This window comes from Saccharopolyspora sp. NPDC050642, assembly GCF_040654735.1.
GTDB lineage: Bacteria > Actinomycetota > Actinomycetes > Mycobacteriales > Pseudonocardiaceae > Saccharopolyspora > Saccharopolyspora elongata.
This window is the reverse complement of sequence record NZ_JBFAIN010000002.1, coordinates 326,134-341,072: the sequence shown is the minus strand read 5'-3', so window position 1 is coordinate 341,072 and position 14,939 is coordinate 326,134. Positions and strand designations below refer to the sequence as shown.

The following is a 14,939-nucleotide window of genomic DNA, read 5'->3' as shown; positions in this document are numbered from 1 at the left end:
CGGCGCCTTCGGCATGGGGGCTCCCGAAGGCTTCCTGAAACCCCCTTGGTCAGGCCCGCTTGAAGTGTCTACTGTGGATCACGGTGCCAGTGGGCCAGCCAGTTCTTCTTGGGCTTGGGGTGCTTGATGTCGTTGCCGCCCATGAACGAGTAGGTGCGGATGCGGATGACCGGGGCGTTCGGCATCTCCGCGTCCTCGTCGACCTTGACCGTGTTGCCGCCCATGAAGTCCGTTGAGTCGACCACCACTCGGACCCCGCGCGGCACGATCACATCGCTGCCGCCCATGATCGACACCAGCACAATCTCGATCTCCCGGCCGGGCAGCGTCGCCTCGCGCAGGTCGATCGTGGAGCCGCCCATCAGCGCGAAGTAGCCGGACTTGCGGGGCACCTGCCAGCGGCCCTTGTAGTCGGAGCCGCCCATGATCGCGATCTTCCACCGGCGCTTGGTCTCGTTGGCGGGTTCGGCGGGTTCGGCGGGCAGGTTCGACGGCGCGGCGGGCAGATCCGTCACCAGCTCGGCGAGCTCGCCCCGCGTGACCGCCTGGTAGGCGGCGTCGACGCGGTCGGTGAACTCGGTCAGGGTCAGTCGTCCGGCCCCCACCGCCTCGGTGAGTTGCTGCGCGGTCTCGGCGCGTTCGTCGTCCGATGCGCGGAGGGATCGGTCGTCGCTCCCGTCTGTGCTGCTCATGCCAGCAGTCTAGAGCTCGGGCGACTTCGCCACGTCGGAATACCGGACATTTTGACATTGGAGTCCTATGTGGACATCGCTGCTTCGGGGCTTCCGGCGATCACGGCGCGGTACCCTGCTGGTTCGGCATCTCGTTCCGGTGCGTTTCGCAGTTCTCGACCGGGCAGCTGGGGGTTACCTGGGGTGGACTTCTTCATCAGCCACGCGGGCCGGGACCGGGCGTGGGCGGAATGGGTGGCCTGGCACCTGGTCGACGCCGGCTACACCGTCGAGCTCGACACCTGGGACTGGGCCGCCGGGGACAACTTCGTCACGAAGATGGCCGCCGCGCTCGACGATGCCGAACGCGTCGTGGCCCTGTTCTCGCCCGCCTACTTCGAACCGCAGCGCTACACGACCGACGAGTGGGCCAGCGCCTTCGTGCACGACGAGCAGCAGCGTCCCAGGCTGTTGCCGCTGGTGGTGGAGGAGTGCGAGCCGCCGCAGCTGCTGCGCCCGCTGATCGCGCAGAAGCTCTTCGGACTGGACGAGGACCAGGCCCGCAAGGCGTTGCTGGACGCGGCTCGCGGCCCGCAGCGCCCGGACGGGCGGCCGGAGTTCCCGCCCAGCGCGCAGGCCCGCGGTCAGGAGGCCGGGTCCAGGCCGCGGGTTCCGGGGCGCCCGCCGGCAGTGTGGAACGTGCCCGGGCGGAACTCGGACTTCACCGGCCGGGACGGCGTGCTGGTGCCGCTGCGGGAGCGGTTGCTCTCCGGCAAGAACACGCAGGTCCTGCACGGGATCGGCGGCGTCGGCAAGACGCAGCTGGCGATCGAGTACGCGCACGGCTTCGCCGCCGGGTACGACCTGGTGTGGTGGATCGACTCCGAGCGGACCGGCCTGATCAGCGAGCAGTTCGCGGCGCTGGCCGTCGCGGCGGGCCTGGTCGGCACGAACACCGACCACACCGCGGCGGAACTCGCGGTGCGCAAGTACTTTCGGGAGAACTCCCGCTGGTTGCTCGTCTTTGACAACGCCGAGGACCCGGATGCCGTGCGGCCCTGGCTTTCCGGGGCCGCCGGGCATGTGCTGATCACCTCGCGGAACCCGGCCTGGAACGAGATCGGGACGCGCACCGAGGTGCAGGAGTTCCAGCGGCAGGAGTCGATCGCTCTGCTGCGCTCCCGCCAACCTGATCTCGCGGACGCCGAAGCCGACCGGCTCGCCGACGAGCTCGGCGACCTGCCGCTCGCGTTGGCGCAGGCAGGAGGCACCCTGGCGGAAACCGGCCTGTCGGTGCCGGAGTACCTCCGACTGCTGGCGAGCCGCACGAACGACGTGCTCAACGAGAAGCCGCCGAGTTCCTACTCGACCTCGCTGGCGGCTGCGGTGCGCGTGTCGATGGAGCGGCTGGCGGCGGACGAACCTGCTGCGGTCGCGCTGCTCCAGGTGTGCGCGATGTTCGCGCCGGAGCCGATCCCGACGGGCTGGCTGAGCAGGCCCGAGGCGCTGCCGGACGAGTTGGCGGAGGTCGCCGGGGATCCGCTCGCGTTCGGCAAGCTGGTCGCGCGGATCGGCCGCATCGGCCTGGCCCGCGTCGGCAACGCGACCATCCGCCTCCACCGCCTGGTGCAGTCGGTCATCCGCGACCAGCTGTCGGCCGACCGGCGAAAGGCGTTGCGCGCCAGCGCAGAAGCCCTGCTCGCCGAGGTTGATCCGGGAAGCACCGAGGATCCGGTGGCGTGGCCGGAGTGGGCGCGGCTCCTGCCGCACCTGGTCGAGACGGATCCGGCGACCACTGACAGCGAACGACTGCGTTCGCTCGCCTGCAGTGCTGTCTTGTACCTGTTGCGCCGCGGAGACGTCACGTCGGCCATGCCTTTCGTCCGGCGCCTTTACGAGCAGTGGCGTGACCGCATCGGCCCTGACGACATCCACACGTTGACCGCGGCGAACGAGGTGGCCCACAGCCAGTACCTGCTCGGGGAGTATCACGAGGCCCATGCGCTAATCGAGGACACTTTGCCCAGATGGCAAGCGAATTTCGGAGACCACGCCGGAACGCTGCGTTCCATGAGTGACTTCGGTGTGATTCTCGATGAGTTGGGCCATCGCGCGTCGGCTTGCGAAGTGCAAGAGACTGTATTGGAGAAGCGGTGTCGGCACCTGGGCGAGGATGACCCGGAAACTTTGCACTCGATGACGAATTTGGCAAACGGTCTGGTCCGCACAGGTGAGGAAAAACGCGGGCTCGAGCTGCACGAGGCGGCATTGGGGAAGCTCCGGCAGGTATTGGACGATGCCCATCCGTACGTCCTACGTTCGATGACCAGCTTGGCGACGGCGTTGGCTGCTGTCGGCGCGGTTCATCGCGCGCGTGCGCTGTGCGACGAAGCGTGGGTGAAGCGCAGGGATTTGCTCGGTGAAGACCATCCGGACGTCTTGAATTCGATGGACAGTGCTGCGTTCGTGCTGGAAAGACTCGGTGAGGTCGAGGAGGCCTGCCGGTTGAGGCGTGAGGCGTGGCAGAGGTACGTTCGAGTGCGAGGTGCGAACCACCCCTACACTCTGGTTGCTGCCGTTCATTGCGGTGTGGACTTGATTCGGGTGAATCGAGCACCTCAGGCCCGACAGTTGTTGGCCGATGTGCACACGCGGCAACGGGCGATCTTCGGCTCCGATCATCCAGATGTGTTGCAGACGTATTCTGCGCTGGCCCTAGCGCTCCACAAGGTGGGAAAGGCCGCACGGGCACGACATGTGGCCGAGAGCGCCATAGCCGGGTACCGGCGCAAGTTCGGAGAAGGTGCGGACCAGGTGCGGCAAGCCGAGGAACAGCTGAAACCCATTCTCCGGTCCAAACCCCGGCCGTCGAAGCGGCGCTGATGTCCGCGATCAGTGCGGTGCCAGTGCTCCCGCCACCCACAGCACGGCGAGCACGCACACGACGAGCGTGAAACCTCCTGCGTAGTGGCGGAATCGCGCTCGCCACGGCATCTGGCGGAGCACGATCATCACCGCCACCAGGGCCGTCAGGCCGACCGGGAGGAGCGCCCGCGCCGCGCGGTCGAACGACGTGAGCGGCAGGTACGTCTGGGCTCCGTAGAACGACAGGATCAGCGCCGGTAGCCCCAGCCCCGCGGCCGCCGCGGCCGCGAACAGGTTGAAGTTCTGCTGCGCTTCGGCGTCCTGCGCCACCGAGATCGTCGACATGCTGTCCTGCAACGAGTGCAGGCGCGCGGTTTCCTCCTCCAGCAGGCTGCTCATCGAACGGCAGTGCCGGATCGCGTTGTAGTGCATCCGGTCCGGGACCGGGGTTTCCGGGCCTGGTGGCTCGGTGGCCTCGCCGTGCTGGTGCGCCGATTCGTCGCGTCGCCAGAGGTCGTCGCGGATCGCCGCGCGCGCCTCGTCCCGGGCGCGGTTGAACGCGATCGACAGCTCGATGACCTCCGCCAGCAGCCGCCGCATCGGCTCCTGCTTGCGGTTGGCCAGCTGGTCGGCGAGTCGCCGTTCCAGCTCGTAGCGCAGCGCGCGGACCTTCGTGACCTCGTTGTGCGAGGACTCGGCCACCGCCTTGGCGAGGATGGCGGCCACGTCCCGCGCGTCGCCGTGCACCGGATGCGGAGGCTCGGCCAGCGAGGCGGCCAGCGCGTCGTCCAGCTGCGATCGCACGTCTTGCACCTGCGTCCAGCGGTCGCGCTCCGACCACAGCGCCGTCACCAGGATCGTGACCGACGGCGCCGCGTCCGGCCGCACCGCGATGCGCACCCGGCCCGTGATCAGCTTGCGCGATCCGCGTTCGCCGATGAGTCGCAGCAGGGGAGCGGCGCGGTAGGCGGCCGTGCCCGCCTGGCGGAAGGCGTCTTCTTCGTTCGGGAAGCCGTGCTCTTCGACGTGCTCGTAGCGGACTTTCGCCGACACGCCCAACTCCGACGCGCTCACATCGCCTGTGAACAGGCGTAATTCCGCCTCCTGAGCACTCATGATCACATCCTAAGCGGCGCCCGCCCGCCGGTGTGGGGGATGGGCGACCCGGACGAGTCGGGAGCGAGCGGACCGCGGTTCGAGGCCGGATGATGGCCCGCGGGAGTCCGGACTGGGAGGCACCACATGTTCGACATCACCAGGCAGGTCACCTCCGTGCAGCGCGTGGTCAGCCAGCACTCGGTCGTCGGTGGCGCGCAGGTCAGCGTGCTGCTGCGCCGCAACTACGCCGCCCCGATCGAGGAACTCTGGCGCGCCCTCACTGAACCGGACCGGCTGCGGCGCTGGTTCCTGCCGATCACCGGCGAACTCCGGGAAGGCGGCCGCTACCAGTTCGAGGGAAACGCCGGCGGCCAGATCCTGCGCTGCGCGGCACCGCGCCTGGTGAAGATCACGTTCGGCGACAGCGTTCTGGAGCTGCGGCTCGCCGAGACCGACGACGGCACCGGGCTCGAGATGATGCATTCGGTCCCGATGGAGCCGATCAGCAGCGGCGCGGGCGCGCTGTTCGTCGGCCCGGGTTGGGACGTCGACCTGCTCGGCCTGGACCGGTACCTGCGGGGCGAACACGTGCCCGGGTGGGAGAACTCCGCTGCGGTGCAGGAGTTCTCCCGGCAGGCCATCAAGGCGTGGGCCGCCGCGACCGCGGATTCCGGCACGGCCGACGGCGACCAGATCGCCGACGGGGTGGCCGCGGCGAGCGCCCGGTTCACGCCCGATCTGGACCAGACGACCGCCTGATCGCGACGGCCATCAGCGCGGCCGCGGCGCACAGCGCGGCGGCTCCGATCCAAACCGCGTCGTAGGAACCGAGCAGGTCCCGTGCCACGGCGCCGAAGTAGGCGATCAGCCCGGCACCCACCTGGTGCGCAGCGCTCACCCAGCCGAAGACGATCGCTCCGCCCGCCCCGAAGACCTGGCGGCACAGGGCGATCGTCGGCGGAACGGTCGCGACGTCGAGCAGCCCGAACAGAACGGCGAAGCCGATCATGGCCGGCTGCACCGTCGGCCCGAACAGCGCGGGCAGCGCCAGCAGGGAGAGGCCGCGCAGCGCGTAGTAAGCGGCCAGGAGAAGTTGTGGGCTGAACCGGTCGGTGAGCCAGCCGGAACCGATCGTGCCGGCCACGTTCACCACGCCGATGACCGCGAGCAGCGAGGCCGCCATCGTGGTCGGCATGCCGTGGTCGTGCGCGGCAGGGGCGAAGTGGGTCCACATGATCCCGTTGGTGGACGCCCCGCAGATCGCGAAAGTGCCCGCCAGCAACCAGAACGGGCCGGTCCGCGCCGCGTCGAACAGCAGTCGCACCGCGCGCCGGGCCGCGCCCGGCACCGGCTCCGGCTTCGCCTCGAAAACCGTTGCGCCGTACGGGCGCAGGCCGAGATCGGCGGGGTGGTCGCGCAGCACCGACCACGCCAGCGGCGCCGTGGCCAGCGCGATCAGCGCGAGGCCCACGGTCGCCGAGCGCCACGCGAAGTGGTCGATGACCCAGGACATCACCGGCAGGAACGCGAACTGGCCGAAGACGCTCGCCGCGGTCAGCAGGCCGGTCACCAGGCCGCGCCGGGCCACGAACCAGCGGTGCGTCACGGTCGCGGCGAACGCCATCGCCAGCGCGCCGCAACCGACGCCGACGAGCAGCCCCCATCCCACGACCAGCTGCCAGGAATCGGAAACGACCGTGGTCAGCCCGGCGCCGGCGGCGATCAGCAGCAGCGCGGCGACGGCCACCCGGCGGATGCCGAAGCGGTCCATCAACGCCGCGGAGAACGGCGCGGTCAGCCCGTAGAGCGCCATGTTCACCGAGACCGCGACGCCGATGGCGGCGCGCGACCAGCCGAATTCGTGGTGCAGCGGGGTGATGAGCAGGCCGGCGGTGGTGGCGCAGGCGCCCGCGCAGATGACCACCAGCGCGGTCACCGCGGCGACCCACCACGCGCGGTGGATGCCCGTCCGGGTGGCTGTTTCGATCGTCATGCCCCGACCCTGCGCCGCCGCCCGCCGCGAAACGAGTGGCCTGATGGCCAACATGTGCAAGGATCGGGCCATGGCCGGTCGAGTAGCGGTGCTGGTCCGCCACGGCGTGATGCCGATGGAGCTGGGCCTGGTGCACCAACTGTTCGGGCGGGCCCTCTCGCCCGCCGGAGAACCCCTGTACGAGGTCGTGACCTGCGCGCTCGTCCCCGGGATGGTGCGCACCGACGCGGACTTCCCGATCCACGTCGCCCACGGCCCCGAAGCGCTGGCGGAGGCGGACACCGTGATCTTCCCGGCGACGCACGAGCCCGACGAGACCGAGACCGAAGGCCGGCTCGGCGCGGAGCTCGCCGCGGCGTTCGCGCTGATCCGGCCGGGCACCCGCATCGCATCGATCTGCACCGGGGTGTTCGTGCTGGCCGCGGCCGGGCTGCTCGACGGCCGCCGGGCGACGACGCACTGGCGGTCCTGCGACCAGTTCCGGCGGCTCTACCCGGCGGTCCGGCTGGACCCCGACGTCCTCTACACCGACGACGGCGACGTGCTGACCTCGGCGGGCGAGGCGTCCGGGATCGACCTGTGCCTGCACATGATCCGGTGCGACCACGGCGCGGCGGTCGCCAACGAGGTGGCGCGGACGACCGTGGTGCCGCCGCACCGCGACGGCGGCCAGGCCCAGTACATCCGGCGGCCGATGCCCGAACCGCAGTCCGCCTCGACCGCGCAGGCCCGGGCGTGGGCGCTGGAACACCTGGACCGGCCGCTGACGCTGCGCGAACTGGCCGTGCGGGAGTCGATGAGCGTGCGGACGTTCACCCGCCGGTTCCGCGACGAGGTCGGCGTCTCGCCGCTGCAGTGGCTCACCCAGCAGCGCATCGAGCGCGCCCGCCAGCTGCTGGAGGAGACCGATCTGTCCGTCGACCGGATCGCGGCGGACGCGGGCTTCGGCACCGCGGCCTCGCTCCGGCAGCACCTGCAGGCGACGCTCGGCGTGTCGCCCAGCGCCTACCGCGGCACCTTCCGGGGAACCCTTGCCGCCGCCCTCCCGCCTGGTTGAGGATCTGATGGTCAGACCACCGGTCCACCTCGCGGGAGGAAGCATCATGACGAATCGGCTCGCCAACCTCTTCCGGCTCGACGGGCGCAAGGCGGTCGTCGTCGGCGGTGGCAGCGGCCTCGGCCGGTCCAGCGCGGTGGCGCTGGCCGAGTTCGGCGCGCAGGTGATCGTCGCGGACGTGGATCCGGACGGCGCCGAGGGGACCGTGGAGGCGATCAAGAGCCTCGGCCACGAGGCGAGCCGGCGCGAGCTCGACGTGCGCGACGGCGCGCAGATCCAGCGGCTCGCGGAGGCCGAGGCGGACGCCGAGGTGCTCGTCGTGACGCCCGGCATCAACGTCCGCAAGCGCCTGCTCGACACCGTCGACGAGGAATTCGACCGCGTCGTGGACGTCAACTTGAAGGGCACCTACCGGCTGGTGCGGGACTTCGGCGCGCGGATGGCCGAGCGCGGCCGCGGCAGCATCATCACCTTCGCCAGCTTCCGCGCCGAGGTGGTCGAACCGGGCCAGGGCATCTACGCCGCGACCAAGGCGGGCGTCGTGCAGCTCTCCCGCGCGCTGGCCGCGGAGCTGGGGCCGAAGGGCGTGCGGGTCAACGCGATCGCGCCCGGCCCGTTCGAGACGCCGCTGACCGAGCAGATCAAGTCCGACCAGACCTGGTACGGCGCGTACGCGGAGAAGACCGCGCTGAAGCGGTGGGCCAACGCCGACGAGATCGCCGGAGCCGTGGTGTACCTGGCCTCGGACGCCGCGTCGTACGTCACGGGCAGCCTCCAGCTGGTGGAAGGCGGCTGGACGGCGATCGACGGCCGCTTCGAGCCCAACGTCTGATCCGCCGGCGACAGCGCAGGGTCGTGAACCGGAGTTACCGCTCACGAGCCGGTGCACGGGGTCGTGAGCGAGTTTTCCAGTAAGAACCGGAGCCAGCACTCACGACCCTCGCGGGGCCCGGCCGCTCAGACCTTCTCGACCTCGGCGGCCAGGCCGCCGGTGATCCGCACCAGCTCGTCGAACGACGTCGGGAACATCGCGTGCTTCGCGCCCGCGCCCGCCCACACCTCCGGGAAGTCGGCCAGCATCCGGTCCACCACGGTCCGGATCGGCCGCGGGTGCCCGACCGGGCCGACGCCGCCGACCGGCTGCCCGGTCACCTCCAGCACGAACTCCGGGGTCGCGCGGCGGATCTTGCGCACCCCGAGCAACCGCGCGACGTGCTTGGTGTCCACCCGGTGCGCGCCGCTGGCGATGATCAGCAGCGGCTCGTCGTCGGCGGTGAAGATCAGGCTGTTCGCGATCGCGCCGAGCTCGCAGCCCAGCCGCTCCGCGGCCGCCGCCGCGGTCGGCAGCTCCGCTTCGAACTCGACGACGGAACCCGCGACGCCGAGATCGCGCAGACAGGCGGTGAAGGTGTCGGTGGCATTGCTCATGCCGCGCAGAATTCCCCAGTCCGCCCGGCAGGAACAAGTCATTTTGCCCGGACGGGTGCCGGCGTCGGCACCCGTCTGGACCCCGTCAACCCAGCAGCAGCGGGAGCTTGCTGACGCCGGTCATGTTGGGGCTGGGCAGGAATTCCGGGCCCTCGGCCGGATCGGTGCGCAGGTTCGGGAACCGGTCCAGCATGATGTTCAGCGCGATCCGGCCCTCCAGGCGGGCCAGCGGCGCGCCCAGGCAGAAGTGGATGCCGCGGCCGAAGCCGATCTGCGGGTTCGGGTCCCGGCGGACGTCGAAGGCGTCCGGGTCGGTGAACTGCCGGGGGTCGCGGTTGGCGGCCGCGATCCACAGCAGCAGCAGCTGGTCGGCCGGGATCACCGTGCCGCCGAGCTCGACCTCCCGGTTGGTCGCCCGGGACACCGCCGCGAACGGGCTGAAGTAGCGCAACGACTCCTCGATCGCGGAGGGCACCAGCGACCGGTCCGCCCGCACCGCCGCGAGCTGGTCGGGGTGCGCGTCCAGGCACAGCACGGTGTTGCCCAGCAGCATGGTCGTGGTGATGTGCCCGGCGATCAGCAGCACCATCCCGAAGTTGACCACCTCGGTGTCGGTGAGCTGCACGCCGTCGACCTCGGCCGCGACGAGCTTGCCCAGCAGGTCTTCGCGGGGCGTGCGCCGCCGCTCCTGCACGTGTCCGAGCAGGTACTCGGACAGCTCCTGGACCTGCTCCATGGCCTTCGCCATGTACTCCTCCTGCTCCTTCGAGCGCTCCTTGAGGGAGAACTTGTTGGAGCTGGCGAACATCGCGTCGACCCACTTCTTGAACAGGCCCCGGTCGCTGCTCGGCACGCCCAGCAGCTCCGCGATCACGATGACCGGCAGCGGGTAGGCCAGGTCCCGGACCAGCTCGGTCCGGTCGGACACGGCGTCGAGGAGCTCGTTGGTCAGCGCGGCGATCCGCGGCTCCAGGTCGGCGACGACCTTGGGCGTGAAGGCGTGGCTGACCAGCTTGCGGAGCTTGTGGTGCTCCGGCGGGTCCATCTGGACGAGGTTGCCCTCGTCGTTCCCGGCCAGCTCGGGCACCAGCCGCCGGGTGTCGGACGAGAAGGTGGCGGGGTCGCTGAGGGCTTGCAGGATTTCGGGGTATCCGTAGACGTTCCAGATCCCGGCCGCCGAATCATGTTCGACCGGCTGCTCCGGTCGGACGCCGCGCAGCCAGAACTGCGCTTCGTTGATCCCCCAGGTGTCGGCGAGGGTCGTCATGTGTTGCCCCTTCCTGATGGACGAGCGCCGCCGGTCAGGCGCGCTCGCTGGTTATCCCGGAGGTGTAGATCCACTTCCGGTAGTTCGCGTTGATCTCGTCGAAGAGCGCGCTGATCTCCGCCGCCGCTGCGGTCAGCGAGGAGCGGTCGGGCCCGTCGTCGGGTTCGAAGGCGCGGTGGATGGTCCGCGCCAGCGCCTCCGCCTTGGCCTGGTCGTCCAGGGCCTCCAGGTTCGGGTTGAGGTTCTCCAGCAGGAAGAACCCGGTGACCGTGGCGTACAGCGAGAAGATCAGGTGCGGCACGTCATCGCGCACCAGGCCGTACTTGGTGATCAGCTCGACGTAGCGTTCGGTGAACTCCTGGCCGCGGCTCTGCGCATCGCCCTGCTTGAGGTTGCCGAGCAGTTCCACGTCCCCGGTGGCCAGCGCCCGCATCAGCGGTCTGCGCTGGGTGGCCAGGAACGAGGTCTGCATGAACCGGTGCGGCCGGACCTCTTCGGGATCGCGGCGCACGCGGTCGATGAGCTCGGCCGTCAGGTCTGCGGACTCGCGCAGGAACAGCGACTCGAACAGCCGCTCCTTGGTGCGCCAGTGCAGGTAGACGGTGCCCTTGCCGATGCCGGCCTGCCTGGCGATGTCCTCGATGGTCACCTTCCGGTAGCCCAGCCGAATCATCAGTTCCCCGGCCGCGTCGAGGATGCGGTCGGCACGTTCGGTGGGCTGCGTCATGGGGCGTCTCCTGCCTTCGAGCTCGATCTGTTGACCAGATTTGAAATCTGGTCAACCAGTCATGGGTCACGATAGACCTCGCGAGGAAGATCGGGCAATGGCTCCCGGGGCCGCTTTGACGCCGTCTTGACGCATCACCCGGAAGCACCAACCCACGCCTCCGACGGGCGAACCCCGGCGCGCGCCGGAGTCCGGGTGGGCTTAGGTTCGGCGGGCAGCACGCAGCCGAAAGGGCTTTTCCCGCCGCCCCGAAGGGAGCACCATGGGATTCGGAGAGTTCAAGGATCGCCTGCAAGATCTGGGCAAGGAACGCGGCGACAAGATCGAGCAGGGCTTGGACAAGGCGGCCGAAGCGGCGAAGGAGAAGTTCGGCCACGAGGACCAGATCGACAATGCCGTCGAGAAGGGCAAGGAATTCCTCGGCGGCAACGACCAGGGCCCCGGCGAACAGCGCTAACGGAACATCGCCGCCCGACCCAGGCTGCAGAGCGGGAAGAGGTGAGGGCCATCCCGCTCGCAGTGGTCGGAGCGGATCATGGAGAGGCCGCCCAACGCACAGGGCGGCCTCTCTTCATGCCCGGCCCCTCTTCATGCCCGGCCCCGGGAGATCGGCCCGGACCCCCGGGGTTGCTCCTGGCTGGTGCGGCCGGCCCCCGGGAGAACGCCACTGGACCCAGAAGATCCGCCGGCACCCGGGCGAACGGCCCGAAGTCGATCGACAGTTTCAATTGAAACTGGCGGGCGGTTGTCCACACCCGTCGGTATGTCGGGCCACGACACGCCGGATGCTGTGGATGAGTCCCGCAATTTCAATGGAAATCAGAGCTCTGATTTCCATTGAAATTGCGGGCGCACGACGCCGGGAGCGCGACGGTCGGGGCCTTGCTTCGAGGCGTCACGCCGGGGCGTCACGCCGAGGCGCGGCTTCGAGGCGTCACACTGGGATCTCTACCTCGGCGGCTGTCTCCGTGAGGGCCACGACCCGGCTGCCGCGTTCGCCGAGCTCTCGCAGGCGCTCCAGGGCCGTGTCGTTGAGTTGGACCGTCGCTCGTACTCGCTCGTTGATCGCGAGTTCGTCGAGCGTTCGGCGCGCTTCGTGGCCCGCATCCACTGTGGACTTCAGGCCTCCGGTGGAGGCGAGGGAGCCGCGGGCCGCTCCGAGCCTGCCGAGGGCGTCGTCCACGGCGTCGAGCAGTGCGATCCGGTTGCCTTCCGTCATCGCCCGCACCAGCTCCGGCTCGCTGCCCGCGACCCGGGTGCCGTCGCGGAACGAGCCGGCCGCCAGCGACAGCGCCAGTGGTCCGCCGTCGGCCCCGACCGCCGCGAGCACCGCCGCGAACACGTGCGGCAGGTGCGAGATGCGCGCGACCGCGAAGTCGTGCGAGGCCGCCGACGTCGGCACCACCTGCGCGCCGCAGTCGAGCGCGAGCCGGGCAGCCTCGCGCCACGCTTCGAGCGTGGTGCCTTCTTCGATGGTCACCGCCCAGGCCGCCCCGGCGAACAGCTCGCCGGAACCCGCCGACCAGCCGGAACTCGACACCCCGGCCATCGGGTGGCCGCCGGCGTAGCGGCCGGCGGGCAGCAGGCTGCGGACCTCGGCGTCGACCGGCTCCTTGACGCTCACCACGTCGGTCAGCCAGGCGCCGGGAGCGTGCTCGGCGACTTGCCGCAGCACCGTGCGCACGGCGGTCAGCGGCGTCGCGACGACCACGAGCGCCTCTTCCTCGGCGGCGCGGCGCAGGGCCGGTTCGACGTCGAGGACCTCGAAACCCTCGGCCCGGGCGCCGGCGGCGTCGGCTTCCGAGGTCGTGGTGCCCCAGGCGGGGCGTCCGGCGGTTTTGGCGGCTCGCAGCACCGAGCCGCCGATGAGTCCCAGTCCGATCACGCACACGGCACGCATCGGTCCATCCTGCCCGAACTCTCCGTCGGCCACGTACCCGGTCGAGCGTGAATCGGTGCCCGGAAGGTTACGAGCGCGCAATAGTGCTTTCGGGTGGCGTTAGTACGCTCTACGGTGTCCTCATGACGGTGCAGGAGCCGGTCGCTGGCTTCGCCGTCGCCGTGGTGCGGGAGGACGGGCGGTGGCGGTGCAGCACGATGGACCAAACGGTGCTGGCCGGCCTCGACGCCTCGATCACGGCGTTGCGCGAGCTGCGCTCCACCGGCGCGGTGTTCGGTATGTGCAATGTGGACGACGAGTTCTTCGTGCTGATCAGACCGGTGCCCGGCGGCGTTGATCTGCTGCTGTCGGACGCGGCCGCGGCGCTGGACTACGACATCGCGGCGGACGTCCTCGACCTGCTGCGCATCGACCCGCCCGATGAGGACGACGAAGAGGTCTGGCCGGAGGGCAACCTCGCGATCCTCTCCGATCTCGGGCTGCCCGAGGGCGAGTTGCTGGTGATCATCGAAGAGGTCGACCTCTACCCGGACGAGCAGCTGGAGATGATCGCCCAGCGCTGCGGCTTCGGGGACGACTTCGCGAAGGTGCTGGAGAAGCTGGAGCAGTGAGCACATCCGGTGTCCGCGCCGGCGACGCCGAGCTGGTGCGCGACGCGCTGCGGGTCGCCGCCGAAGCACCATCCACAGGGGACGTTCCGATCGGCGCGGTCGTGGTCGACCAGGCCGGTCGAGTCCTCGCGCGGGCGCACAACCAGCGCGAGGCGCTGCAGGACCCCACGGCGCACGCGGAGATCCTCGCGTTGCGCGCCGCTGCCGCCGTGCACGGCGATGGCTGGCGGCTGGAGGGCTGCACGCTGGCGGTCACCGTGGAGCCCTGCACGATGTGCGCGGGCGCATTGGTGCTGGCCAGGGTGGCCAGAGTGGTGTTCGGCGTGTGGGAGCCGCGGACCGGCGCGGTGGGCTCGCTGTGGGACGTGGTGCGGGATCGCCGGCTCAACCACCGGCCGGAGGTCGTCGGTGGGGTGCTGGCCGACGAGTGCGCCGCGGTGCTCGAGGAGTTCTTCGCCACGCATCGCGAGTAGCGGCCGAGCGTTACAGCTTTTGTCATATTCCACCGGTTCGGGTGACCCTGTCTTCGCCGTGATCGTCATCGCGGCCTGTGACGATTGGTCGGTCCGCCTTCAGCTAGGGCGGACTGATCGCGTTGCAGAGGGGTGACGTGGAGCCGAATGATGCAGTTCTGGCCACGCGCATCGCGAACGGGGACACCGGTGCCTTCGAGCTGGTCGTGCGCCGGTACTCCGACGGGATATTCGGGATGTCGCTGCGGATGCTCGGAGACCGGGCCGAGGCCGAGGACGTTGTGCAAGACGTGTTCATCACGGCGTGGCGGCGGGCCGGTGAGCTCGTCGAGCCCGCCGCGTTGCGGACCTGGTTGTTCCAGATCGCGCGCCGACATTGCTTGATCGTGCTGCGCCGCCGACGGATACGCCGCACCGAGCCGGTCGATGCGCTGCCCGAGCACCGAGCCGCCGTGGGAGCCGCCACGGTGATCGCCGACCCGCAGCGAGCCGCGGAAGCGCGAGCGGGCGTGCTGGCGCTGCGGCACGCGCTCGCGGGCCTGCCGACCAAGCAGCGCGACGTCTGGGTCCTCGCGGAGGTCGACGGCCTGTCCTACGGCGAGATCGGCCAGCGCGTCGGCGCTGGTGAGCAGGCCGTTCGCGGTCGGCTGTCGCGGGCCCGGGCGAGCCTCGCCGACAGGATGCGCGCCTGGCGGTGACCCCCTGTGCCGGGTCGGATCGGGGGACCGGTAGCCTAGTCGGCGGTAGCGTGTCCGAGCGGCCGAAGGAGCACGCCTCGAAAGCGTGTGAGGTTAACAGCCTCCGTGGGTTCGAATCCCACCGCTACCGCTCGACGAAGGGCCGGTCCTG

15 protein-coding genes and 1 tRNA gene are annotated in these 14,939 nt (G+C 70.1%); 9 read left to right on the top strand and 7 right to left on the bottom strand.

Going from position 1 to position 14,939, the window contains the following annotated elements; all coding sequences use genetic code 11:
• Positions 1-68: 68 nt before the first annotated feature.
• Positions 69-692, bottom strand: coding sequence for a DUF1707 domain-containing protein (locus tag AB0H93_RS05315; RefSeq protein ID WP_358567721.1), 624 nt, complete (start codon positions 690-692; stop codon positions 69-71).
• Positions 693-875: 183 nt separating this feature from the next.
• Between AB0H93_RS05315 and fxsT the strand changes: the two genes are divergently transcribed.
• Positions 876-3,554 (top strand): FxSxx-COOH system tetratricopeptide repeat protein, encoded by a 2,679-nt coding sequence (gene fxsT / locus AB0H93_RS05310; RefSeq protein WP_358567718.1) that lies wholly within the window; start codon positions 876-878, stop codon positions 3,552-3,554.
• A 9-nt stretch (positions 3,555-3,563) separates the two neighbouring features.
• Here fxsT and AB0H93_RS05305 read toward each other — a convergent pair whose 3' ends face one another.
• Positions 3,564-4,652 (bottom strand): hypothetical protein, encoded by a 1,089-nt coding sequence (locus tag AB0H93_RS05305; protein WP_358567715.1) that lies wholly within the window; start codon positions 4,650-4,652, stop codon positions 3,564-3,566.
• 126 nt (positions 4,653-4,778) lie between these two features.
• Between AB0H93_RS05305 and AB0H93_RS05300 the strand changes: the two genes are divergently transcribed.
• Positions 4,779-5,393, top strand: coding sequence for an SRPBCC family protein (locus AB0H93_RS05300; RefSeq protein ID WP_358567712.1), 615 nt, complete (start codon positions 4,779-4,781; stop codon positions 5,391-5,393).
• Here AB0H93_RS05300 and AB0H93_RS05295 read toward each other — a convergent pair.
• Positions 5,362-6,627 (bottom strand): MFS transporter, encoded by a 1,266-nt coding sequence (locus AB0H93_RS05295; RefSeq protein WP_358567710.1) that lies wholly within the window; start codon positions 6,625-6,627, stop codon positions 5,362-5,364. The two genes, AB0H93_RS05300 and AB0H93_RS05295, sit on opposite strands and share 32 nt — an antisense overlap.
• Before the next feature lie 43 nt (positions 6,628-6,670).
• Between AB0H93_RS05295 and AB0H93_RS05290 the strand changes: the two genes are divergently transcribed.
• Both AB0H93_RS05290 and AB0H93_RS05285 read left to right on the top strand, forming a co-directional pair.
• Positions 6,671-7,684, top strand: a complete 1,014-nt coding sequence (locus AB0H93_RS05290) for a helix-turn-helix domain-containing protein (protein ID WP_358567708.1) — start codon at positions 6,671-6,673, stop codon at positions 7,682-7,684.
• A 46-nt stretch (positions 7,685-7,730) separates the two neighbouring features.
• Positions 7,731-8,516, top strand: coding sequence for an SDR family oxidoreductase (locus AB0H93_RS05285; RefSeq protein WP_358567706.1), 786 nt, complete (start codon positions 7,731-7,733; stop codon positions 8,514-8,516).
• 125 nt (positions 8,517-8,641) lie between these two features.
• Here AB0H93_RS05285 and AB0H93_RS05280 read toward each other — a convergent pair whose 3' ends face one another.
• The 3 genes from AB0H93_RS05280 to AB0H93_RS05270 form a co-directional block, all read right to left on the bottom strand.
• Positions 8,642-9,112, bottom strand: a complete 471-nt coding sequence (locus tag AB0H93_RS05280; protein ID WP_358567703.1) for a YbaK/EbsC family protein — start codon at positions 9,110-9,112, stop codon at positions 8,642-8,644.
• Between the two features lie 85 nt (positions 9,113-9,197).
• Complete coding sequence (locus AB0H93_RS05275) at positions 9,198-10,379, bottom strand: cytochrome P450 (protein ID WP_358567700.1); 1,182 nt, start codon at positions 10,377-10,379, stop codon at positions 9,198-9,200.
• Positions 10,380-10,413: 34 nt separating this feature from the next.
• On the bottom strand, positions 10,414-11,106 hold the full coding sequence (locus AB0H93_RS05270; protein WP_358567697.1) for a TetR/AcrR family transcriptional regulator: 693 nt from the start codon (positions 11,104-11,106) through the stop codon (positions 10,414-10,416).
• A 262-nt stretch (positions 11,107-11,368) separates the two neighbouring features.
• Here AB0H93_RS05270 and AB0H93_RS05265 point away from each other — a divergent pair, with 262 nt between their 5' ends.
• Positions 11,369-11,563: an antitoxin gene (locus AB0H93_RS05265; protein WP_358567694.1), complete on the top strand. Its 195-nt coding sequence runs from the start codon at positions 11,369-11,371 to the stop codon at positions 11,561-11,563.
• A gap of 477 nt (positions 11,564-12,040) precedes the next feature.
• Here the strand turns inward: AB0H93_RS05265 and AB0H93_RS05260 are convergent, their stop codons facing one another.
• Positions 12,041-13,006, bottom strand: a complete 966-nt coding sequence (locus AB0H93_RS05260; protein WP_358567691.1) for a prephenate dehydrogenase — start codon at positions 13,004-13,006, stop codon at positions 12,041-12,043.
• A gap of 122 nt (positions 13,007-13,128) precedes the next feature.
• Between AB0H93_RS05260 and AB0H93_RS05255 the strand changes: the two genes are divergently transcribed.
• The 4 genes from AB0H93_RS05255 to AB0H93_RS05240 all read left to right on the top strand — a co-directional run bounded on the left by AB0H93_RS05255 (position 13,129) and on the right by AB0H93_RS05240 (position 14,918).
• On the top strand, positions 13,129-13,617 hold the full coding sequence (locus AB0H93_RS05255; protein ID WP_093267246.1) for a tRNA adenosine deaminase-associated protein: 489 nt from the start codon (positions 13,129-13,131) through the stop codon (positions 13,615-13,617).
• A complete protein-coding gene (locus tag AB0H93_RS05250) occupies positions 13,614-14,090 on the top strand; it encodes a nucleoside deaminase (protein ID WP_132479104.1) in 477 nt (158 codons plus the stop codon). Before AB0H93_RS05255 ends, AB0H93_RS05250 begins: the two co-directional genes overlap by 4 nt.
• Before the next feature lie 137 nt (positions 14,091-14,227).
• Complete coding sequence (locus AB0H93_RS05245) at positions 14,228-14,788, top strand: sigma-70 family RNA polymerase sigma factor (protein ID WP_358567687.1); 561 nt, start codon at positions 14,228-14,230, stop codon at positions 14,786-14,788.
• 44 nt (positions 14,789-14,832) lie between these two features.
• A tRNA-Ser gene (locus AB0H93_RS05240) sits at positions 14,833-14,918 on the top strand.
• The last annotated feature ends 21 nt before the right edge of the window (positions 14,919-14,939 follow it).